The sequence below is a fragment of the Paracoccus caeni genome (genome assembly GCF_016629665.1).
GTDB classification, from domain to species: domain Bacteria; phylum Pseudomonadota; class Alphaproteobacteria; order Rhodobacterales; family Rhodobacteraceae; genus Paracoccus; species Paracoccus caeni.
In genome coordinates, this window is the sequence record NZ_JAEPRQ010000001.1 from 1148422 (window position 1) to 1167608 (window position 19187).

At 63.9% G+C, this 19187-nt stretch carries 20 protein-coding genes; 17 read left to right on the plus strand and 3 right to left on the minus strand.

Going from position 1 to position 19187, the window contains the following annotated elements; translation table 11 throughout:
* Nucleotides 1-4: 4 nt before the first annotated feature.
* Genes JJJ17_RS05480 through JJJ17_RS05490 form a run of 3 tightly spaced genes read left to right on the plus strand, consistent with a single transcriptional unit; the run spans nucleotide 5 to nucleotide 2414 of the window.
* Nucleotides 5-937 carry a bifunctional riboflavin kinase/FAD synthetase gene (locus JJJ17_RS05480; protein ID WP_200684836.1) on the plus strand — a complete coding sequence of 311 codons (933 nt, stop codon included), beginning with the start codon at nucleotides 5-7 and terminating at the stop codon, nucleotides 935-937.
* On the plus strand, nucleotides 937-1377 hold the full coding sequence (locus JJJ17_RS05485) for a YcgN family cysteine cluster protein (RefSeq protein WP_200684334.1): 441 nt from the start codon (nucleotides 937-939) through the stop codon (nucleotides 1375-1377). Before JJJ17_RS05480 ends, JJJ17_RS05485 begins: the two co-directional genes overlap by 1 nt.
* Entirely contained in the window at nucleotides 1374-2414 is a 1041-nt protein-coding gene (locus JJJ17_RS05490) for a threonine aldolase family protein (RefSeq protein ID WP_200684335.1), read from the plus strand. Before JJJ17_RS05485 ends, JJJ17_RS05490 begins: the two co-directional genes overlap by 4 nt.
* 9 nt (nucleotides 2415-2423) lie before the next feature.
* On the opposite strand, the gene JJJ17_RS05495 is transcribed toward JJJ17_RS05490, so the two are convergent.
* Nucleotides 2424-3821 carry a short-chain fatty acyl-CoA regulator family protein gene (locus JJJ17_RS05495; RefSeq protein ID WP_200684336.1) on the minus strand — a complete coding sequence of 466 codons (1398 nt, stop codon included), beginning with the start codon at nucleotides 3819-3821 and terminating at the stop codon, nucleotides 2424-2426.
* A gap of 120 nt (nucleotides 3822-3941) precedes the next feature.
* Here JJJ17_RS05495 and JJJ17_RS05500 point away from each other — a divergent pair, with 120 nt between their 5' ends.
* From JJJ17_RS05500 to JJJ17_RS05540, 9 genes are all read left to right on the plus strand, one after another.
* Nucleotides 3942-4337 carry an acyl-CoA thioesterase gene (locus tag JJJ17_RS05500; protein ID WP_200684337.1) on the plus strand — a complete coding sequence of 132 codons (396 nt, stop codon included), beginning with the start codon at nucleotides 3942-3944 and terminating at the stop codon, nucleotides 4335-4337.
* A complete protein-coding gene (locus JJJ17_RS05505) occupies nucleotides 4334-5857 on the plus strand; it encodes an MmgE/PrpD family protein (protein ID WP_234463880.1) in 1524 nt (507 codons plus the stop codon). The genes JJJ17_RS05500 and JJJ17_RS05505 overlap by 4 nt, the downstream gene beginning before the upstream one ends.
* Complete coding sequence (gene prpC / locus JJJ17_RS05510) at nucleotides 5854-7026, plus strand: bifunctional 2-methylcitrate synthase/citrate synthase (protein ID WP_200684338.1); 1173 nt, start codon at nucleotides 5854-5856, stop codon at nucleotides 7024-7026. The genes JJJ17_RS05505 and prpC overlap by 4 nt, the downstream gene beginning before the upstream one ends.
* 162 nt (nucleotides 7027-7188) lie before the next feature.
* Nucleotides 7189-8397 carry an MFS transporter gene (locus JJJ17_RS05515; RefSeq protein WP_200684339.1) on the plus strand — a complete coding sequence of 403 codons (1209 nt, stop codon included), beginning with the start codon at nucleotides 7189-7191 and terminating at the stop codon, nucleotides 8395-8397.
* A gap of 239 nt (nucleotides 8398-8636) precedes the next feature.
* Nucleotides 8637-9287: a lysophospholipid acyltransferase family protein gene (locus JJJ17_RS05520; RefSeq protein ID WP_200684340.1), complete on the plus strand. Its 651-nt coding sequence runs from the start codon at nucleotides 8637-8639 to the stop codon at nucleotides 9285-9287.
* Nucleotides 9284-10234: a phosphatidate cytidylyltransferase gene (locus JJJ17_RS05525; protein ID WP_234463881.1), complete on the plus strand. Its 951-nt coding sequence runs from the start codon at nucleotides 9284-9286 to the stop codon at nucleotides 10232-10234. The genes JJJ17_RS05520 and JJJ17_RS05525 overlap by 4 nt, the downstream gene beginning before the upstream one ends.
* Nucleotides 10234-10602 (plus strand): hypothetical protein, encoded by a 369-nt coding sequence (locus JJJ17_RS05530; RefSeq protein WP_200684341.1) that lies wholly within the window; start codon nucleotides 10234-10236, stop codon nucleotides 10600-10602. The genes JJJ17_RS05525 and JJJ17_RS05530 overlap by 1 nt, the downstream gene beginning before the upstream one ends.
* Complete coding sequence (locus JJJ17_RS05535; RefSeq protein WP_234463882.1) at nucleotides 10599-11249, plus strand: CDP-alcohol phosphatidyltransferase family protein; 651 nt, start codon at nucleotides 10599-10601, stop codon at nucleotides 11247-11249. The genes JJJ17_RS05530 and JJJ17_RS05535 overlap by 4 nt, the downstream gene beginning before the upstream one ends.
* An 18-nt stretch (nucleotides 11250-11267) precedes the next feature.
* Nucleotides 11268-12110: a PhzF family phenazine biosynthesis protein gene (locus tag JJJ17_RS05540; protein ID WP_200684343.1), complete on the plus strand. Its 843-nt coding sequence runs from the start codon at nucleotides 11268-11270 to the stop codon at nucleotides 12108-12110.
* Nucleotides 12111-12112: 2 nt separating this feature from the next.
* On the opposite strand, the gene JJJ17_RS05545 is transcribed toward JJJ17_RS05540, so the two are convergent.
* Together JJJ17_RS05545 and JJJ17_RS05550 are read right to left on the minus strand one after the other, a co-directional pair.
* Nucleotides 12113-13525: an FAD/NAD(P)-binding protein gene (locus JJJ17_RS05545; protein ID WP_200684345.1), complete on the minus strand. Its 1413-nt coding sequence runs from the start codon at nucleotides 13523-13525 to the stop codon at nucleotides 12113-12115.
* A gap of 133 nt (nucleotides 13526-13658) precedes the next feature.
* The gene (locus JJJ17_RS05550; protein ID WP_200684346.1) at nucleotides 13659-14132 is read right to left on the minus strand and encodes an Lrp/AsnC family transcriptional regulator; all 474 of its coding nucleotides are present in this window, start codon (nucleotides 14130-14132) and stop codon (nucleotides 13659-13661) included.
* A gap of 305 nt (nucleotides 14133-14437) precedes the next feature.
* On the opposite strand from JJJ17_RS05550, the gene JJJ17_RS05555 reads away from it, so the two are divergent.
* The 5 genes from JJJ17_RS05555 (at nucleotide 14438) to JJJ17_RS05575 (ending at nucleotide 19187) form a co-directional block, all read left to right on the plus strand.
* On the plus strand, nucleotides 14438-15010 hold the full coding sequence (locus JJJ17_RS05555; protein WP_200684347.1) for an NADPH-dependent FMN reductase: 573 nt from the start codon (nucleotides 14438-14440) through the stop codon (nucleotides 15008-15010).
* Nucleotides 15011-15203: 193 nt separating this feature from the next.
* Entirely contained in the window at nucleotides 15204-16409 is a 1206-nt protein-coding gene (locus JJJ17_RS05560) for an ABC transporter substrate-binding protein (RefSeq protein ID WP_200684348.1), read from the plus strand.
* A 159-nt stretch (nucleotides 16410-16568) separates the two neighbouring features.
* Entirely contained in the window at nucleotides 16569-18029 is a 1461-nt protein-coding gene (xylB, locus tag JJJ17_RS05565; RefSeq protein ID WP_200684349.1) for a xylulokinase, read from the plus strand.
* A 268-nt stretch (nucleotides 18030-18297) separates the two neighbouring features.
* Entirely contained in the window at nucleotides 18298-18663 is a 366-nt protein-coding gene (locus JJJ17_RS05570) for an NADH-quinone oxidoreductase subunit A (protein WP_200684350.1), read from the plus strand.
* Nucleotides 18654-19187, plus strand: a complete 534-nt coding sequence (locus tag JJJ17_RS05575; protein ID WP_200684351.1) for a NuoB/complex I 20 kDa subunit family protein — start codon at nucleotides 18654-18656, stop codon at nucleotides 19185-19187. Before JJJ17_RS05570 ends, JJJ17_RS05575 begins: the two co-directional genes overlap by 10 nt.

Genomic DNA, 19187 nt, shown 5'->3' on the forward strand with positions numbered 1-19187 from the left:
GTATTTGCAGATCCATCACGACTGGACAGGTTTGCCGGTAACCGCCCGCGGGGCGTCCATCGCCATGGGCAATTTCGACGGGGTGCATCTGGGTCACCGCGCCGTCATCGATGCCGCGCGCGAGGCGTCCGATGCGCCGCTTGGCATCCTGACCTTCGAGCCGCATCCCCGCCAGTATTTCGCCCCCGACGCGCCGCCGTTCCGGCTGATGAATTCGGAATCCCGCGCCAACCGGCTGGCCCGGCTGGGCGTCGAACAGCTTTACGAATTGCCCTTCGGCCCGGTCCTTGCCGGTCTGACGCCGGAAGCTTTTGCCCGCGAGGTTCTGGTCGATGGGCTGGGCGTCAATCATGTCACCGTCGGCGCGGATTTCTGTTTCGGCAAGGATCGCGCGGGCGATGCAGAGACGCTGATTGATCTGGGCCGCAAGCTTGGCTTTGGCGTGACCGCCGTGCCGCTGGTCGGGGCGGGGGACGGGCGCGATTACAGCTCGACCGCGATCCGGCAGGCGCTGGCCGAGGGCCGGATCGAGGATGCCAGCCGCATTCTGGGCCACCTGCACCGGATCGAGGGCGAGGTGGTTCATGGCAACAAGCGTGGCCGTGAATTTGGCTGGCCCACCGCCAATATGCGGATCGACGATCTGCATGTGCCGCGCCTTGGCGTTTATGCGGTGACGGTCGATGTGCTGACCGGCGCTGACAAGCTGTCGGGCGGCGGCGTGGCCAGCATCGGCGTGCGTCCGATGTTTGGCCGCAACGAGCCGAACCTAGAAGTGCATCTGTTCGATTTCAGCGGCGATCTTTACGGCAAGCACCTGTCCGTCGCCCTCGTCGATTTCCTGCGGGACGAGGCGAAGTTCGATTCGGTCGAGGTGCTGATCCAGCAGATCGCCAATGATGCGGATCAGGCGCGCAAGGTGCTGGCGGGCGCGTGATGCGCGAGCGGTTCTGGGAAATGCCGTTGCCGAAGCTGGCCCCCGACGAATGGGAGGCTTTGTGCGACGGCTGCGGCAAATGCTGCCTCAACAAGATCGAGTTCGAGGATGATGGCGAACTGGCCTTCACCCGCGTCGCCTGCAAATTGCTGGACGGCGAGAAATGCCAGTGCAGCAGCTATCACAACCGCCATCAATTCGTGCCCGATTGCGTGGTGCTGACACCGAAGAAGATCAAGGAAGTCGCCTGGTGGCTGCCCGCGACCTGCGCCTATCGTCTGCGGCACGAGGGCAAGCCGTTGTTCAAATGGCATTATCTGATCTCGGGCGACCGCGAGACGGTGCATCAGGCCGGGATCAGCGTTCGCGGCTGGACCGTCAGTGAGCTGGAAGTGACCGAGGACGACTGGGAAGATTACATCATCGAGGATCTGTCATGAATTTCTCGTCCGACAACGCTTGGGGCGCGCATCCTGCCGTGATGCACCTGCTGGCCGAGGTGAATGACCAGCCGATGATGGCCTATGGCGCCGATCCCGTCACCGCGCGGGCCGAGGCGGCTCTGCGCGAGTTGTTGGAAGCCCCGGAAGCGGTGATCCGTTTCGTGGCCACCGGCACGGCGGCGAATGCGCTGGCCTTGGCGCAGCTTTCGCCGCCCTATGGCCGCATCTATTGCCACGAGGATGCCCATATCGAGACCAGCGAATGTGCGGCACCTGAATTCATCAGCGGCGGGGCCAAGCTGGTGACGCTGCCGGGCGCGGACGGCAAGATCGCCCCCGATATGCTGGCCGAGGCGATCCGGCGCGGTAAGGGCGGTGGGCTGATCGCGGGCCGGAATGCTGCCGTCTCTATCGCCAATGCGACGGAATGGGGCACGGTCTATAGCGTCGATGAAGTGGCTGAACTGGCGCGGATCACCCGTCAGGCCGGGCTGGCTTTGCATATGGACGGCGCGCGGTTTGCCAATGCGGCGGCTTCGCTGGGCGTGACGGCAGCAGAACTGTCATGGCGGGCCGGGGTCGATGCGCTTTGCTTTGGCGGCACCAAGAATGGCGCAATGGCCGCAGAGGCGGTGGTGTTCTTCGATCCCGCGCAGACCGAGGGGTTCGATTATCGCCGCAAGCAGACCGGGCATGTCTTTTCCAAGCAACGCTTTCTGGCGGCGCAGATGCTTGCGCTGGCGACGGACGGGCTGTGGCTGAGACTGGCACGGCAGGCGAATGAGAAAGCGCAGAGGCTGGCCGATGGGATTCTGGCGGCGGGTGGCGCTCTGCTGGTGCCGGTGCAGTCGAATGCGGTCTTTGCGACTCTGCCATCCGAGGCGCATCGCCGCGCGCGGGATGCCGGTGCGATCTATCACCTCTGGCCGGACAAATCGGCCGAGGGGCTGGACCCGGTGCCGCTGCGACTGGTCGCGGCGTGGAACACGCCGGATGAGGATATTCAGCGGTTCTGCGCCACCATTCTTGGCTAGGCGCGCCGGTCAGGCAATCGGCTCGCCCTTGCTGGAATAGGGCGCGAACTGCGCCTCTGCCACCGAGACGGCCAGCGGTCTGCCGACCATCGGGAAGGCGCGTTGCGGACAGGCGCGGCGTTCGCACAGTTTGCAGCCCGGCCCAATCCGGGTCGCAAGACCCGGATTGCGCAGGTCCAGACCGCGCGCATAGACCAGCCGCGTCGCATGGGCCAGATCGCAGCCAAGCGCCACCGCGAAGGTCTTGACCGGCGCACCGAAACCGCCCCTGCCATGCGTCACCATCCGGGCGATCCACAGATAGCTGCTGCCATCCGGCATCTGCGCGATCTGGCGCAGAATCTCGCCCGGACGCGCGAAAGCCTCGTAGATGTTCCACAACGGGCAAGAGCCGCCCATGCGCGAAAAGTGGAAATCCGTCGCCGATTGCCGTTTCGAGATATTCCCCGCCCGATCCACGCGGATGAAGAAGAACGGCACGCCCCGCGCCTCGGGTCGTTGCAGGGTGGAAAGGCGGTGGCAGGTGGTCTCAAACCCGACGCCGAAGCGGCTGGCGATCAGGTCGATGTCATAGCCGGTCCGCTCGGCCACCTCCAGAAACGACGTGTAGGGCAGGATCAGCGCACCGGCGAAGTAGTTGGCAAGCCCGATGCGCAGCAGCGTCTGCGCCTCGGGGGGCAGGGCCGATTCCTGCGCCATCCGGTCGATCGCGTCGCCCTGTTCAAGGAAAGCCAGTTGCGTGGCGATCTGATAGGCTTGCTGACCGGGGTTCAGATGCGCGGCCAGCCGCAGGATGCGGGTGCCGGGGTCGAACTGGCGCAGGCTGGTGCCTTCGGGGTCGGTGGCGATGCGGATGCCGTGGCGGCCCGCAAGCCGGTCGATCAGTCCCGGCGTCATCCGGCCAAGGGGCAGGGCGGTGCCTGTCGCCTCGGCCGCGCGGTCCAGATCATCGATGTAATTGCGGCGGTCGTAGAACCAGTCGCGGACGGCCTCGAACGCGGCGGGCGTGGCAGAGCCATCGGTGGTCAACCGGCCCGCCAGCAGGTCGGCGCGTTCCGCCGTGTCGCGCAAGCGGCGCTGCATGTCGATGATCGTGCGGGCGATCTCGGGCATGTTGGCGGCAAGTTCCTTGATCTCGGCCAGCGCGGCATCGGCCCCCTGATCGGCAAGCGCGGCGCGCAGATCGGTAATCAATCGCGCCTCGTCACTGTCCGAGAACAGTTGCACATCCAGCCCGAAAACCGCGTTCAGCCGCAGCAGCACCGGCACGGTCAGCGGGCGTTGGTTATGCTCGATCTGGTTCAGGTAGCTGGGGCTGATCTCCAGCGACCGGGCCAGCGCCGCCTGATTCATGCCCCGTTCTTCGCGCAGTTTTCGCAGGCGGACGCCCATGAATGCCTTGCTCATCTTCGCAACCTTCGCAATTTGCAACGCAACCCTTCGCAAGATTACGCTTTTTCAGTAGTTTAACAGCTAGACAGACTTGTGAATAGATACCTTTGCAAATCCTGTTAATCGGTGGGCGCAATGGCATCCGACACCACGATCAAGCTGGTAGAGCTGATCTTTCCCGATCAGGCGAACCATTACGGCACGCTGTTCGGTGGCAATGCCCTGGCGCTGTTGGCGAAGGCTGCCTTCGTCGCCGCCACCCGGCATTCGGGGATGGCGGTGGTCATGGCGCGATCCGAACGGGTCGATTTCAGCACCCCCATTCAGGTCGGCGAAATGCTGGAACTGACCGGGACGGTGCTGCGGACCGGGCGCAGTTCGATGCAGGTCGAGGTGGTGGGAGAGGCCCAGCCGATGACCGGCGGGACCGCGCGCGAAGTGCTGCGCGGGGTCTTTGTCATGGTTGCCGTTGATGCCGGGGGACGCCCGCAACCGATCAGGAAACAGAATATCACCAAGGAGACCGCATGATGAAGATGCACGATGTCCGCACCTACCGCTCGGCCGAGGATTTGCCGCGTGAAGAGCAACTGGCGTGGAAGATTGCCGAGATTGCCGCCGATCCGGTCGCCGTCGATGCCGATGTCGAAGAGATGATCGTGAACCGGATCATCGACAATGCGGCGGTGGCGGCGGCCTCGGTCGGCCGCCGTCCGGTGGCGTCGGCGCGCACGCAGGCGCTTGGCCATCCATTCACGCCCGGCGCGACGGTCTTCGGGCTGAAGGATGCGCGGGTCAGCCCGGAATGGGCGGCATGGGCCAACGGGACGGCGGTGCGGGAACTGGATTTCCACGATACCTTCCTTGCCGCCGATTACAGCCATCCGGGCGACAATATCCCGCCGATCACCGCCGTCGCGCAGCATGTCGGGCTGTCGGGCGCCGATCTGATCCGGGGCATCGCCACCGGCTATGAGGTGCAGGTCAATCTGGTCCGCGCCATTTGCCTGCATGAACACAAGATCGACCATATCGCCCATCTGGGCGCCTCGGCGGCGGCGGGCATCGGCACCGCGCTGAAACTGCCGGTCGAGGTGATCTATCAGGCGGTGCAGCAGGCGCTGCATGTCACCACCACCACCCGCCAAAGCCGCAAGGGCGAGATTTCGTCGTGGAAGGCCTTCGCGCCGTCCTTTGCCGGTAAGATGGCGGTCGAGGCGGTGGACCGTGCCATGCGTGGCGAGGGTGCGCCAAGCCCGGCATGGGAAGGCGAGGACGGCTTCATCGCATGGCTGCTATCGGGCCCCGAGGCGCGCTATCAGGTGCCATTGCCCGGCAAGGGTCAGGCCAAGCGGGCGATCCTTGATACCTACACCAAGGAACATTCCGCCGAGTATCAGTCGCAGGCGCTGATCGATCTTGCCCGCCGCATGGGGCCGAAGATCGGCGATCTGAAACAGGTGGACAGCATCGTCATCCATACCAGCCATCACACCCATTACGTGATCGGCACCGGCGCGAACGATCCGCAGAAGATGGACCCGAAGGCCAGCCGCGAGACGCTGGACCATTCGATCATGTATATCTTCGCGGTGGCGCTGGAAGACGGCGGCTGGCATCACGAAAAATCCTATGCGCCGGAACGGGCGGTGCGGCCGACGACCGTGGATCTGTGGCATAAGATCTCGACCGTCGAAGACCCGGAATGGACGCGCCGCTATCACGCCCGCGACCCGAAGGAGAAGGCGTTCGGCGGGCGCGTGGTGGTGACGCTGAAAGACGGCACCGTCATTGAGGATCAGCTTGCGCTGGCCGATGCCCACCCGGACGGTGCGCGCCCCTTCGTGCGGGCGAACTATGTGCAGAAATTCCTGACCCTGTCGGAAGGCATTATCGCCCCCGCGGAACAGCAGCGGTTTCTTGAGGCGGCGCAGAACGTCTCGGGGCTCGCGGCGGGCGGGCTTGGCATTCTCAACTTCACCGTCGATCCGGCGGCACTTGGTGCGCCGCGTCCGACCGGCATCTTCGATTACGGAAAGGGCAAGTCATGAGCGGGCCGATTACGAAACCCAAAAAGTCGGTGGCCCTTTCGGGGGTCATCGCCGGGAACACGGCACTTTGCAGCGTCGGGCAAAGCGGCAACGACCTGCATTACCGGGGCTATGACATCCTCGATCTGGCCGAAGCCGCCGATTTCGAAGAGGTCGCGCATCTGTTGATCCATGGCAGCCTGCCGACCCCGGCGGAACTGACCGCCTATCGGGCGAAGCTGAAGGCGCTGCGCGGACTGCCCCTTGCGGTGCGTCAGACGCTGGAGGCGATCCCCGCCGCCGCGCATCCGATGGATGTGCTGCGGTCTGGCGTCAGCGCCATGGGCTGCGCGCTGCCCGAGGCGCATGACCACAACAGCCCCGGCGCGCGCGACATTGCCGACCGGCTGATCGCGGCGCAGGGCTCGATGCTGCTTTACTGGTACCACTTCGCCCAGAACGGGCGGCGGATCGAGGTCGAGACTGACGACGACAGCATCGCAGGCCATTTCCTGCATCTGCTGCATGGCGTGGCCCCGACCAAGGATCATGTGAAGGCGATGCAGGTGACGCTGAACCTTTATGCCGAGCATGAATTCAACGCCTCGACCTTCACCGCGCGGATCATCGCCGGGACCGGCTCTGACATCTATTCGGCGATTGCGGGGGCGATTGGCGCGCTGCGCGGGCCGAAACATGGCGGCGCGAACGAGGTCGCCTTCGAGATCCAGAAACGTTACGCGACGCCGGATGAGGCCGAGGCCGATATTCGCGAAAGGGTCGCCAGCAAGGAAGTGGTGATCGGCTTCGGACACCCGGTCTATACGATTGCCGATCCGCGCAATGTGGTGATCAAGCGGGTGGCGAAGTCGCTTTCCGATGACGCAGGCTCGACGAAGATGTTCGACATCGCCGAACGGATCGAGCGGGTGATGGACGATGCCAAGGGCATGTTCCCCAATCTCGACTGGTTCTCGGCGGTGTCCTATCACATGCTGGGGGTGCCGACGGCGATGTTCACCCCGATCTTCGTGATCGCCCGCACGACCGGCTGGGCCGCCCATGTGATCGAGCAGCGGGTGGACAACAAGATCATCCGCCCCTCGGCCAATTACATCGGCCCGGAGAACCGCGATTTCCTGCCGCTGGACCGCCGCGATGCGGCCGGCCATGCCCACGCGGCAGAATAGGATCGCCGCATTGCCCGGAAGGGAGAGCTTTCGGGCAATGCGTTAGCAGATGGCCATCGACACGCTCTGGCGGGACAGTTTCACGGTGGGGCCTTGTGTCTGCGCTGAACGTCTGAAAGAGATGGGCGCACAATCGATTTCAAAAAAACTGAAGCTGTTGATATGACGTCCGCCACGATCACCGCCGTGCGTCCGAAAACCCACATCGCCGTTCTGCTGATGCTGGGTGCCACGCATTTTCTCAACGACCTGATGCAGTCGCTGATCCCTGCCTCTTATCCGATCCTGAAGGACGCCTATCAGCTTGATTTCGTCCAGATCGGGATGATCACGCTGACCTTCCAGATCGCCGGATCGATCCTGCAGCCGATCATCGGCATGGTGACCGACCGCCATCCGGCGCCCTATTCGCCGGTGGCGGGGATGATGTTCACCCTGTCCGGGCTGGTCAGCCTTGCCTTTGCCCATAGCTACGGGGTGATCCTGATCTCGGTCGCGCTGATCGGTATCGGCTCGTCCATCTTCCACCCCGAGGCGACGCGGATGGCGCGTTATGCGGCGGGGGGCAAGCAGGGTCTGGCGCAGGGCATCTTTCAGGTCGGCGGGCAGGCGGGCGGTGCGCTTGGCCCGATCTTCGCGGCGCTGATCATCGTGCCATGGGGGCAGCCGAGCCTTGCCCTGTTCGCTGTCACTGCGCTGCTGGCGATGGGCCTTTTGGTCTGGATCGGCAGCAAGCAGCGCGAGATCAGTCTGGAATTCGCGGCGACGCGCGCGAATGGCGGGAAGGGCGGGACCGACGCCGTCCGGCACGCGCCGATGACCATCGCCATCGGGCTGATCGTGCTGACCGCGCTGATGTTTTCGAAGAACGCTTATGGCGAAAGTTTCCGGTCCTTCTACACCTTCTACCTGATGGACAAGTTCGGGTTGTCGATCCCTTCGGCGCAGGTGATGCTGTTCATCTTCCTGCTGGCTTCGGCGGCGGGTGCGCTGATCGGTGGGATCGTCGGCGACCGGATCGGTCGTTACCGGGTGATCTGGATTTCGGTTCTTGGACCGCTGCCGCTGACGCTGATCCTGCCTTACGCCGACCTTTTCTGGACCGGCGTGCTGACGGTGATGATCAACCTGATCATGGCCAGCGCCTTCGCCTCGATCCTGATCTACGCGATGGAGCTGTTGCCGAACCGGATCGGGCTGATCGGCGGGCTGTTCTATGGGCTGAACTTTGGCCTTGGCGGGATCGCCGCCGCCATCCTTGGTGCGCTGGCCGACCGTTACGATGTCGAAACGGTCTATCGGATCTGCTCGTTCATGCCGCTGGCCGGGTTGCTGGCATGGTTCCTGCCGAAGATCGACGAGGGGAAATAGCGTCGCGCCGTCTGGAGGTGTCGATTGCAGCGATCAGCGATCGGAGCAGCCGGGCCTGGTCGCCGCGACCCTCTGACATTCCGTATTCAGGAACCGCCTTTCTATCAGCCGTGGCAAGGAAGATGAACCGCGGGCGTCAGCCCGGCCCTGCGTCGGTTCCGGGGATATTGCTGTCAAAGGCTTGCTTTGCCGTGACTTTCCGCTAGCAAGGACCGACGAACGGGCTTTGGCGAGGTGGCATGAACTTTCGGGCGTGGATTGCGGATCTGGCGGGGGGTGCGATTGCCTTCTTCGCGCGGGCGGTGACGGCGGTGCAGCCGGTCTGGACGGGGATCGATCCGGCGCAGGTCCGGCAGCGGGTCTATTTCGCCAATCACGCCAGCCATGGCGATTTCGTGCTGATCTGGGCCGCGTTGCCGCCCGCCTTGCGCCGAAGCGCGCGCCCGGTTGCCGGGGCCGATTACTGGGATCGCGGCGATCTGCGGCGGTTCATCGGGCGGGATGTGTTCAACGCCCTGCTGATCGCCCGCAATGCCGAGGGTCGCAGCGCCGACCCGGTCGAGCAGATGGACGATGTGCTTGACGACGGCTCGTCGCTGATCCTTTTCCCCGAAGGCACCCGCAATCTGACCGAAGAGGTGTTGTTGCCCTTCAAAAGCGGCCTTTTCCATCTGGCCCGAACCTGCCCCGAGATCGAGATGGTCCCGGTCTGGATCGAGAACTTGAACCGCGTGCTGCCCAAGGGTGCGGTCGTGCCGGTGCCGTTGATGTGCAAGGTGGTGTTCGGCGCGCCGATGCATCTGGAAGAGGACGAGGAGAAGGACGAATTCCTGACCCGCACCCGCAACGCGCTGCTGGCGCTTAATCCCAAGGCGGAGACGCGCGGATGAACAACAACACCATGTCCGATCTTCTGACCGTGATCTCCGGCATCGTCGGAGTGCTTCTGGTCGCCAGCCTGATCGGCTGGCTTCTGCAGCGCCGGCTGTCGCCCGATGGCCGCAACGAGGCGATCGAGAACCTGAATGCCCGGATCAAGGCCTGGTGGGTGATGGCGATCGCGCTGGCACTGGCCTTTCTGGGCGGCCGGACCGGGGTGGTCATCCTGTTCGCCTTGTGCTCGTTCGCGGCCTTGCGAGAGTTCATGACGCTGACCAATGCCACACGGGCCGATCACCGGACATTGGCGGCGGTGTTCTTCATCGTGCTGCCGGTCCAGTATTACCTGATCTGGATCGAGTGGTATGGCATGTTCTCGATCTTCATTCCGGTCTGGGTATTCCTGCTGCTGCCCATCGTCTCGGCGCTTTCGGGCGATACCCGCAATTTCCTGATCCGCATCGCCGAGATGCAATGGGCGCTGATGATCTGCGTCTTCTGCGTTTCGCATGTGCCCGCGCTGCTGACGCTGAACATCCCCGGTTACGAGGGGCGCGGCGTCCTGCTGATCGCATTTCTGGTGATCGTCGTGCAGTTGAGCGACGTGTTGCAATATGTCTGGGGCAAGCTGATCGGGCGGCGCAAGATCGCGCCCAGCCTGTCGCCGTCGAAAACGGTCGAGGGGTTTATCGGCGGTGCCCTGTCCGCGACCCTGATCGGTGCCGCGTTGTGGTGGATGACGCCATTCTCGCCGTTCCATGCTGCGCTGATGAGCCTGATCATCACGCTAATGGGCTTTCTGGGCGGGCTGGTCATGTCGGCGATCAAGCGTGACCGGGGTGTGAAAGACTGGGGCCACAGCATCGCCGGGCATGGCGGTTTCATCGACCGGCTGGATTCGGTGGTCTTCGCCGCGCCGATCTTCTTCCACCTCACCCGCTATTACTGGGGCGCCTGATGACCGCTTTGGCCCGAAAGGGCGCGGTGCATATGGCGGGGGCCTTCGTGATGATGGGGGGCTGGGCGGTCTTTGCCAACAGCGCCCATCCGATGCCCCTGCCGCTGCTGGCAGGTCTGGTCCAAGGCACGATCTCGGCCCTGATCACGCTGTTTCTGAAGCGGATGATCGAGGCCGTCTCGCGCCGCCTGAGCGGACTTGCCGCGCTGCTGGTGCCGCCACTGCTGGCCTTCTGCCTGTCGCTGGTCCTGCTGAGCATCCTGCACAGTCTGGCAGGCACGCCCGAGATCGCCGCCACGATTGCCGTTCCACTGATCGTCTCGACCAGCTACGCCGCGCTCTACAGTTACGCCCTCTGGAGGTCATGATGCCCGACACCTCGAACCGCCGTCCGCTTGCCAGCCGTCAAACCGGCTGGGCCGTTCGCACCTCGCGCTGGCTGGCGGGAACGCGGGTGACGCCGAACCAGATCTCGATGGCCGGGATGGCGGCGGCGCTGATCGCAGGGGCCTGTTTCTGGGCGGCGGGCAGCGCGGACGGGGCGGGGCGCGTGTTCCTACTGCTGCTGGCGGCTCTGTTCGTGCAGGGGCGGCTGCTCTGTAATCTCTTCGACGGGATGGTCGCGATCGAGGCGGGGCGGGCCTCGCCTGATGGTGCTTTCTGGAACGAATTTCCCGACCGCGTCTCGGATATGCTGATCCTTGTCGGTGCGGGCTTAAGCGTCGCCGATCCGGCGCTTGGCTGGGCGGCGGCGGCTTTCGCCTTTCTGACCGCCTATGTGCGGGAGTTGGGCGTCAATACCGGGGCCGGGGCGGATTTCGCCGGACCGATGGCCAAGCAGCATCGAATGGCGGTGATGACCGGCGCTGCCATCCTTGCCATATTCGAGCCGATCTGGTCCGGGCAGGGGCAGGTCCTGCGCGCGGCCCTGTGGATCGTCGCCATCGGGGCGGCGCTGACGGCGGCGCGGCGGGGCTGGCGTCAGGTCGAACGGCTGCGCAGCGGGCGAAACTAAAAGCGATATGGGGATCAGATGAGCAGTCAGGCGACATATGGCTTTCGGCAGGTGGATGTCTTCACCGAGACCGCGCTGAAGGGCAATCCGCTGGCGGTGGTGATCGATGCGGTCGGTCTGACCGATCAGCAGATGGCGGCTTTCGCCAATTGGACCAATCTCAGCGAGACCACCTTTCTGCTGCCGCCGACCGATCCTTCGGCGGATTACCGGCTGCGGATCTTTACCCCGATGCGGGAACTGCCCTTTGCCGGGCATCCGACTTTGGGCAGTTGTCATGTCTGGTTGTCGCAGGGCGGCAAGCCGAAGGGACGCGATATCGTGCAGGAATGCGCCGCGGGTCTGATCCGCATTCGCCCGGATGGCAGCCGCCTTGCCTTCGCCGCGCCGCCTTTGTTGCGGGACGGCCCGGTCGAGGGCGATCTGTTGCCGAAACTGGCACAGGGTCTTGGCATGGATGCCGGACGGATCCGGGCGGCGCAATGGATCGATAACGGGCCGGGCTGGATGGGGCTTCTGTTGGAAAACCGGGCCGAGGTTCTGGCCTTGCGCCCGGATTTCGTGGCGCTGGCCGGGCAGCGGATCGGCGTGGTCGCGCCTTGGTCGGCGGATGAGGGCGGCGATGGCACGATTTTCGAAGTCCGCGCCTTCACCGACGGCTTCGAAGATCCGGTGACTGGCAGCCTGAATGCCGGAATCGCGCAATGGCTAATCGGTGCGGGGATCGCGCCGGCACGCTATCTTGCCGCGCAGGGCACGGCGCTTGGGCGCGAGGGCAGGGTGCATGTGACCCAAGATGCCGACGGGATCTGGATCGGCGGCGAGGTCGTCACCTGTATCGAGGGACAGGTGACGCTGTAATCTCAGCCGCGCGCGGCCTCGTGCCGCCATGTGGTTGCGGTCAGCATCTTCGCCAGTGCGGCGGTCTGTTCGCGGATATCGGGGATCGCCGTGATCTCCCAAAAGGCCGCGCGCGAGACCGGGCCGATGGCGAAAATGCGGTTGCTGGCCTTGCCCTTGGCATCGATCAACGCGCAATTCGCCGCAATATCAAGACCAAGCCGCAGCGGATCGATGCGGGCCTGACCCGATGACAGCAGTCCCGCGATCAGCGGTGTCGCATGTTCCGCCGGGTCGCGGCGGATGCCCCTGCAATCGACGATCCGCTCTGCCGGAAGCGCCTGTTCGCTGGCCGCGCCGCGCGGGCGCAGCACTGCCTGCATCCCGCCCGAAGCATCACGCTCGGCCCGCAGAAACGCACCGCTGACCAGCCGCAACTGACCCGAGGCAAGGGCGGCGTTGATCTGTTCGGCGCTTTCCGGAGGCAGGCGATGGCGATGCACCTCCCACCACGATGCGGCATGGCGCAGAAAGCGGGCGCGTTCGGGATTGGGCAGGGCACGCCAGATCGCGCGCAGATGCGGGCGCAGACCGTCCACGGCATCGCGCCATGTGCCGCCATCGCCCTCGGCCCGGCGCGCGCGGTCGCGCAGCCATGCCATCAGCGCACTGACCGGCTGGCCCAGTGGCAGCTCTTCCGGCGCAAAGTTGAGCGCCGCGCCCTCGGCATGGATGCGCGGCAGTTGCGAGCGTCGGGACAGGGCGACGATCTGGCCGCGATGCCCTTCGTTTAGCAGCGAGACAACCTGATCGACCATCGACAGGCCCGAGCCGATGATGACCACGCGCCCCTCGGCCGGGATCGGGGATGCGGCTTCCCAGCCACGCACGATCAGCCCTTCGGGATCGGGATCGGGCAAAGCGTGGCCGGTGGCGATGATTGCAAGGTCGGCCTCGATCTCTCGTCCGTCGTCCAGCGTGGCGCGGATGCCGGTATCGGTCTCGTCAAGGCGCTGGCACAGTGCGCTGACGCAGCGCAGCCGGGTCGGGGCCTGTCCCGCCGACCATTTCTCCAGCAGGTCGGACATATAGGCGCCGTAAACGCCACGGCTGACAAAGGCCTCTGCGCCGCGATTGGCGATGTCCCGGCGCGAAGCCAGCCATTTCAGGAAATCGTCCGGCAGGTCGGGAAAGGCGCTCATATTGCTGGCGCGGGTGTTCAGCAGGTGGTTCGGATCGGTGGTCGAATAGGCGACGCCACAGCCCAGCATATGCCGCCCCTCGACGATGGTGACGCGCAGATCGGCGCCTTCCTGACGCAAGAGATGCGACGCCATCAGCACACCGCTGGCCCCGCCGCCTATGACGATGACATGCCGGGACGGGCGCGTCGCAGGTGCTGCGTCGAAAATGGTCGGTTCGTTCTTGATATTCATCCGCCACCCCCCGCGCGACAGCCATCCGAGCCTGCGGCCCGATGCCCCTTAAGGCAAGGACGCATTGCCCGTGCTTCCGCCACGTCAACAAAGGGTCCGGCGCAACGGCGGCGGGTGCAACAGCCAGAGGGCATCAGCGATCCCGCGTATTGACCGGGAACACCGTGCTGTAGCGCAGACGTTCCATCGCGAAATGCGAGCTGAGATTGCGGAAGGTGACCGCCTCGGTCAGGCGACGGTAGAAATCGTCGAAGGTGCCGATATCGGGCACGGCCACCCGCAGCAGATAATCCTTTTCGCCCGCCATCCGATAGGCCTCCATGATTTCGGGGAAATCGGCGATGGCCTGCAGGAACTGCTCGCGCCATTCGGCGCTGTGATCCTTGGCCTCGACGCTGACGAAGACGGTCAGACCGAAGCCGATCCGGGCCGGATCGACGATGGCGACGCGGCCGGTCAGGATACCATTCGCCTCAAGCTTCTGGATGCGCTTCCAGCAGGGGCTTTGCGACAGGCCGACCTTTTCGGCCACCTGTGCGATAGGCAAAGTTGCGTCCGACATCAGCGTCGCGACGATCTTCCGGTCGATCAGATCCAGCGCGGTCATACCGCCCTCCATAACTGTCTGAGGGAAGGATGACGCAATATATCTAAATGTCCACTGGATTTATCGTCTTTAAGTCAGATTTTTGCTTAGGAAATTGTTTCGGAAAGGTTATTTCTTCCACCGAAATGCCAAATCACAAGTTTTTCTGGTTCCTTTAACGATTCGGATGCGTCGTCCCGCCGAGGGAAAAGATACCGCGACGGCTGCGCGGGCGGTGTGGCTGTTCCCTTTCCGAGGCAGAGTTTGGAATCGTCGCGGGGGCATGTTCGGCCTATTCTTGGTGCCCATCGCGAACGGAGAAGGCCATGACATCGCGCAACAAAATCGTCCGCATTGCGGGCTTCGCCGGAAGTCTGAACCGGAACGGCAAGACCCGTGCGCTGGTCGATATGGCGGTGCAGGATATCGCGGCGCGGTTCGGGGTCGAAGGTGTGGTCCATGACATCGGCGATCTGCAACCGGGGCTGACCGAGGGTGATTTTCGGCGCGGTCTGTCGCCTGTTGCGCTGCGGCGGCTTGATACGATCTTCGCGGCGGATGCGCTGGTCATCGGCAGCGCGGTTTTTCGCGACAGCTACAGCCCGACCTTCCGGCGGCTTTTCGATCTGATCGACCCGGCCACGCTTGCGGGCAAGCCGGTCCTTCTGGCGCTTGCGGGCGGTGAAGGACGGCATGATCTGGTGATCGAACACCGGCTGCGCCCGCTTTTCGCAGCAACCGAGGCCGAGGTGCTGCCGGTTGGCGTCCACGCCACCGCCTTGGAATTGCGCATTGGCGAGCCGCCGTCGATGGCTTTGCGGCGACGGTTGGCGCAGGCGGTTGCGCAATTCGCGCCTTATATCGAAAGCAAAACACCCCGCCGGATTTCTGCGGCCTGAGTGGTTGGGCCGCGGCCCTTCGGTCATTCTCGCCAGCGGCGTGTTGACGCTGCTTGATTCCCTCTCGTAAGCTTTGGGGACCGTCAGTCGGCCACGGATCGGAGCGTGGGGAAGAGCGTTCCGGGCGAAGCGATGCAGTCATGCGGCTGCCATCGCCATTTTCCGGCTGGTTTCATGGGTGAGGAGGAATTTCATGAAGAATATCAAGATTCTTTGCGCGTCGGCGCTGATGCTGTCGCCGCTTGCGGCGGTAGCGCAAGAGGTCAGCGATGACGTGGTCAAGATCGGCATCCTGAATGACCAGTCGGGGCCGTTCGCCGATATTGGCGGCAAATATTCCTTTGAAGCCGCCAAGATGGCAGCCGAGGATTTTGGCGGGACCGTGCTGGGCAAGCCGGTCGAGATCGTGACCGCCGATCACCAGAACAAGGCCGACATCGCCTCGAACATCGCGCGGCAGTGGTATGATACCGAGAATGTCGACTCGATCATGGAATTGACCAACTCTTCGGTCGGTCTGGCCGTGCAGGGCCTGTCGCGCGACGCGAAGAAGATCACCATCAATACCGGCGCCGGCACGACCGAGCTGACCGGCGCGCAATGTTCGCCCTATGGCTTCCATTGGGCCTATGACACCCATGCCCTTGCCGTCGGCACCGGCAGCGCGCTAGTCAAGGAGGGCAATGATAGCTGGTATTTCCTGACGGCGGATTATGCCTTCGGCTATTCGCTTGAGGAAAACACCGCCAATTTCGTGAAGGAAGCGGGCGGAGAGATCCTTGGATCTGTGCGGCACCCGCTGGGCACGACGGATTATTCCTCGTTCCTGCTGCAGGCGCAGGCATCGGGGGCCAAGGTGATCGGGCTTGCCTCGGCCGGGCTTGATACGCAGAACGCGATCAAGCAGGCGGCAGAGTTCGGTATCACCCAGGCCGGGCAGAAGCTGGCAGCGCTGCTGTTCACCCTGTCCGAGGTGCATGGGCTTGGGCTGGAAACTGCGCAGGGCCTGTATCTGGTCGAAAGCTTCTACTGGAACATGAACGACGAGACCCGCGCCTTTGGCGAGCGGTTCCTTGACCGGACCGGGATGATGCCGAACATGCTGCATGCGGGCACTTATTCGGCGGTCACCTCTTACCTGAAGGCCATCGAGGCTGCGGGCACCGATGAGACCGAGGCCGTCGCGGCGAAACTGCATGAACTGCCGGTGAACGATGTCTTCGTCACCGATGGTCATGTCGCCCCGAATGGCCGGATGATGAATCAGGTCTATCTGATGCAGGTCAAAGCGCCCGGCGAAAGCGATGTGCCGTGGGATTACTACAATGTCATCTCAACGATCCCCGGCGATCAGGCCTATATCGCGCCCGCCGATAGTGGTTGCCCGCTGGTCGAATAGTCAGGATTTGACCCATTTCTGATACTATCTTGACGCGGGCCGGATTTTGGCCCGCGTTTTCGCTATTTCTTGCAGATTCAAGGCTTCCGGTGCGGGTCCGATATGTTAACTACTCGCCGAAACCGCGTTCAGGCGGCGTGACGGAAGAAGGGGAAGGCAATGTATCTGGGGATCGATCTGGGCACCTCTGGCATCAAGGCGATGCTGATCGATGACGGCTTCAATGTCGTCGCCACCGCGCATGAAAGCCTGAGCGTCAGCCGACCGCATCCGGGCTGGTCCGAGCAGGACCCGGCGGACTGGATCGCCGCCTGCAGCAAAGTCATCGCCGAGATCAGGCGCGCCAAGCCCGAAGCATGGGCGAAGCTGCAGGCGATCGGTCTGTCGGGACATATGCATGGCGCAACGTTGCTGGACAGTGCCGATCAGGTGCTGCGGCCCTGTATCCTGTGGAACGACGGCCGCTCGGGCGCGCAATGCGAGACGCTGGACAAACGCGCCGATTTTCGCGGCATTGGCGGCAATCTGGTCATGGCGGGGTTCACCGCGCCAAAGCTGCTTTGGGTGGCCGAGAATGAGCCCGAGATTTTCGCGCGCGTGGCCAAGGTGCTGCTGCCCAAGGATTATCTGCGCCTGTGGCTGACCGGCGGCCATGTCGCCGAGATGTCGGACGCTGCCGGGACGCTGTGGCTGGACGTGGCGAAGCGCGACTGGTCGGACGAATTGCTGGCCGCGACCGGGCTGGACCGCAGCCATATGCCGTCGCTGGTCGAAGGCAGCGATGTCTCGGGTCAGCTTCGGGCGGAACTGGCCGGGGAATGGGGCGTCGGGCAGGTCGCGGTGGCCGGGGGCGGTGGCGACAATGCGGCAACCGCCTGCGGCATGGGGGTGATCCAGCCGGGCGTGGGCTTTCTGTCGCTGGGCACGTCGGGGGTGCTGTTCGCCTCGACCGCCAGCTATGCACCCAATACCGGCGATGCGGTCCACACCTTCTGTCACGCGCTGCCCGAAACATGGCATCAGATGGGGGTGATCCTGTCGGCCACCGACAGTCTGGCATGGCTGTCCGAGATCACCGGCAAATCCGCGCCGGAACTGGCGGCGTTGGTCGCCGATCCGGTCACGGCGGTCTCTGACGTCGCGTTTCTGCCATATCTGTCGGGGGAACGGACACCGCTGAACGATCCCGGCGCGACGGGGGCTTTCGTGGGTCTGCGCCGCGCCAATGGCCTTGCTGATCTGGCGCAGGCGGCGATGGAGGGTGTGGCGCTGGCCTTTGCCGATTGCGCCAATGCGCTGCGCAAGGCCGGAACCCCGGTCGAGGCCGCATTCGCCGTCGGTGGCGGGGCGCGGTCGGAAAGCTGGCTGAAGATCATCGCCTCGGCCACCGGGGTCACGCTTCTGGTGCCGGAAGACGGCGATTTCGGCGCGGCGTTCGGCGCGGCGAAACTGGCCGTTGCCTGCAAGACGGGCGATGTTTCCGCCGCGACCTTCGGGACGCCTCGCGTTAGCAAGGAAATCGCCCCTGACGCTGCGTTGGCGGGCGCCTATGCCGAGAAGCTGGTCCTTCAGCGCGAAGCCTATATGGCACTGAGAGAACTGGATCGCGCCGAAGCCTGAGCCGGGACGGGGCAGCGGGCGCTACTTTTCGGCAAGCATCCGAAGGTCTTCAATTTTCCGGGTGTTTTTGTCGCCGAATCCCGCGCCGTCGAATGGCGGGCGGGCAGGGGTGTGACATCCGCTAACAAAGACGGAAAAACCTGTCGAATGAGGTATTATTGGGCTGTTGCGGCCCGTTGACCCCGCTGCCAGTCAGGTCTAAACCGGCCAAAGCCAACCCGTCGCGGGCAGCCAAGTTTCCCCGCGGCCCACTAGGGGAAATTTGCCCGTGGAACACTTGTTGCAGGAATATCTGCCCATCCTCGTCTTCGCGGGCATGGCCTCTGCACTTGCCATTCTGTTGTTGCTGGCCGGGCTTCTGATCGCCATCCGCAACCCCGATCCTGAAAAGGTCAGCGCCTATGAATGCGGCTTCAACGCATTCGACGATGCGCGGATGAAATTCGATGTCCGGTTCTATCTGGTGTCGATTCTTTTCATCATTTTCGACCTTGAAGTGGCATTTCTGTTCCCCTGGGCGACGAATTTCGCAAATCTGTCGGATGTAGCCTTCTGGTCGATGATGGTCTTCCTTGGGGTGCTGACGATCGGCTTTGCCTATGAATGGAAGAAGGGGGCGCTGGAATGGGCGTGATGACCGGAGCCAATACGGCTGGTCCCGACCGTGAGGTCGCCACTGCCGCGCTGAACGCCGAGCTGCAGGACAAGGGTTTCCTGCTGACCTCGACCGCCGACATCATCAACTGGGCCCGCAACGGCTCGCTGCACTGGATGACCTTCGGGCTGGCCTGCTGCGCGGTCGAGATGATCCAGATGTCGATGCCGCGCTATGATATCGAACGCTTCGGCACCGCGCCGCGCGCTTCCCCGCGTCAGTCGGACCTGATGATCGTCGCGGGCACGCTGACCAACAAGATGGCCCCGGCTTTGCGCAAGGTCTATGACCAGATGCCCGAGCCGCGCTATGTCATCAGCATGGGAAGCTGCGCCAATGGTGGCGGCTATTACCATTACTCCTATTCTGTGGTGCGCGGCTGTGACCGCATCGTGCCGGTGGATATCTACGTCCCCGGCTGCCCGCCCACGGCCGAGGCTCTGCTTTACGGCATCCTGCAACTCCAGCGCCGGATTCGGCGCACCGGCACGCTGGTGAGGTAA

Bases quoted from the DNA above. Each gene is read 5' to 3' on its own strand.
- JJJ17_RS05525 (WP_234463881.1), top strand. From the start codon at position 9,284: ATGAACAACAACACCATGTCCGATCTTCTGACCGTGATCTCCGGCATC.
- JJJ17_RS05540 (WP_200684343.1), top strand. From the start codon at position 11,268: ATGAGCAGTCAGGCGACATATGGCTTTCGGCAGGTGGATGTCTTCACC.
- JJJ17_RS05505 (WP_234463880.1), top strand. From the start codon at position 4,334: ATGATGAAGATGCACGATGTCCGCACCTACCGCTCGGCCGAGGATTTG.
- JJJ17_RS05515 (WP_200684339.1), top strand. From the start codon at position 7,189: ATGACGTCCGCCACGATCACCGCCGTGCGTCCGAAAACCCACATCGCC.
- JJJ17_RS05500 (WP_200684337.1), top strand. From the start codon at position 3,942: ATGGCATCCGACACCACGATCAAGCTGGTAGAGCTGATCTTTCCCGAT.
- JJJ17_RS05495 (WP_200684336.1), bottom strand. From the start codon at position 3,821: ATGAGCAAGGCATTCATGGGCGTCCGCCTGCGAAAACTGCGCGAAGAA.
- xylB (WP_200684349.1), top strand. From the start codon at position 16,569: ATGTATCTGGGGATCGATCTGGGCACCTCTGGCATCAAGGCGATGCTG.
- JJJ17_RS05555 (WP_200684347.1), top strand. From the start codon at position 14,438: ATGACATCGCGCAACAAAATCGTCCGCATTGCGGGCTTCGCCGGAAGT.
- JJJ17_RS05520 (WP_200684340.1), top strand. From the start codon at position 8,637: ATGAACTTTCGGGCGTGGATTGCGGATCTGGCGGGGGGTGCGATTGCC.
- JJJ17_RS05545 (WP_200684345.1), bottom strand. From the start codon at position 13,525: ATGAATATCAAGAACGAACCGACCATTTTCGACGCAGCACCTGCGACG.
- JJJ17_RS05560 (WP_200684348.1), top strand. From the start codon at position 15,204: ATGAAGAATATCAAGATTCTTTGCGCGTCGGCGCTGATGCTGTCGCCG.
- JJJ17_RS05530 (WP_200684341.1), top strand. From the start codon at position 10,234: ATGACCGCTTTGGCCCGAAAGGGCGCGGTGCATATGGCGGGGGCCTTC.
- JJJ17_RS05490 (WP_200684335.1), top strand. From the start codon at position 1,374: ATGAATTTCTCGTCCGACAACGCTTGGGGCGCGCATCCTGCCGTGATG.
- JJJ17_RS05550 (WP_200684346.1), bottom strand. From the start codon at position 14,132: ATGACCGCGCTGGATCTGATCGACCGGAAGATCGTCGCGACGCTGATG.
- JJJ17_RS05535 (WP_234463882.1), top strand. From the start codon at position 10,599: ATGATGCCCGACACCTCGAACCGCCGTCCGCTTGCCAGCCGTCAAACC.
- JJJ17_RS05575 (WP_200684351.1), top strand. From the start codon at position 18,654: ATGGGCGTGATGACCGGAGCCAATACGGCTGGTCCCGACCGTGAGGTC.
- prpC (WP_200684338.1), top strand. From the start codon at position 5,854: ATGAGCGGGCCGATTACGAAACCCAAAAAGTCGGTGGCCCTTTCGGGG.
- JJJ17_RS05485 (WP_200684334.1), top strand. From the start codon at position 937: ATGCGCGAGCGGTTCTGGGAAATGCCGTTGCCGAAGCTGGCCCCCGAC.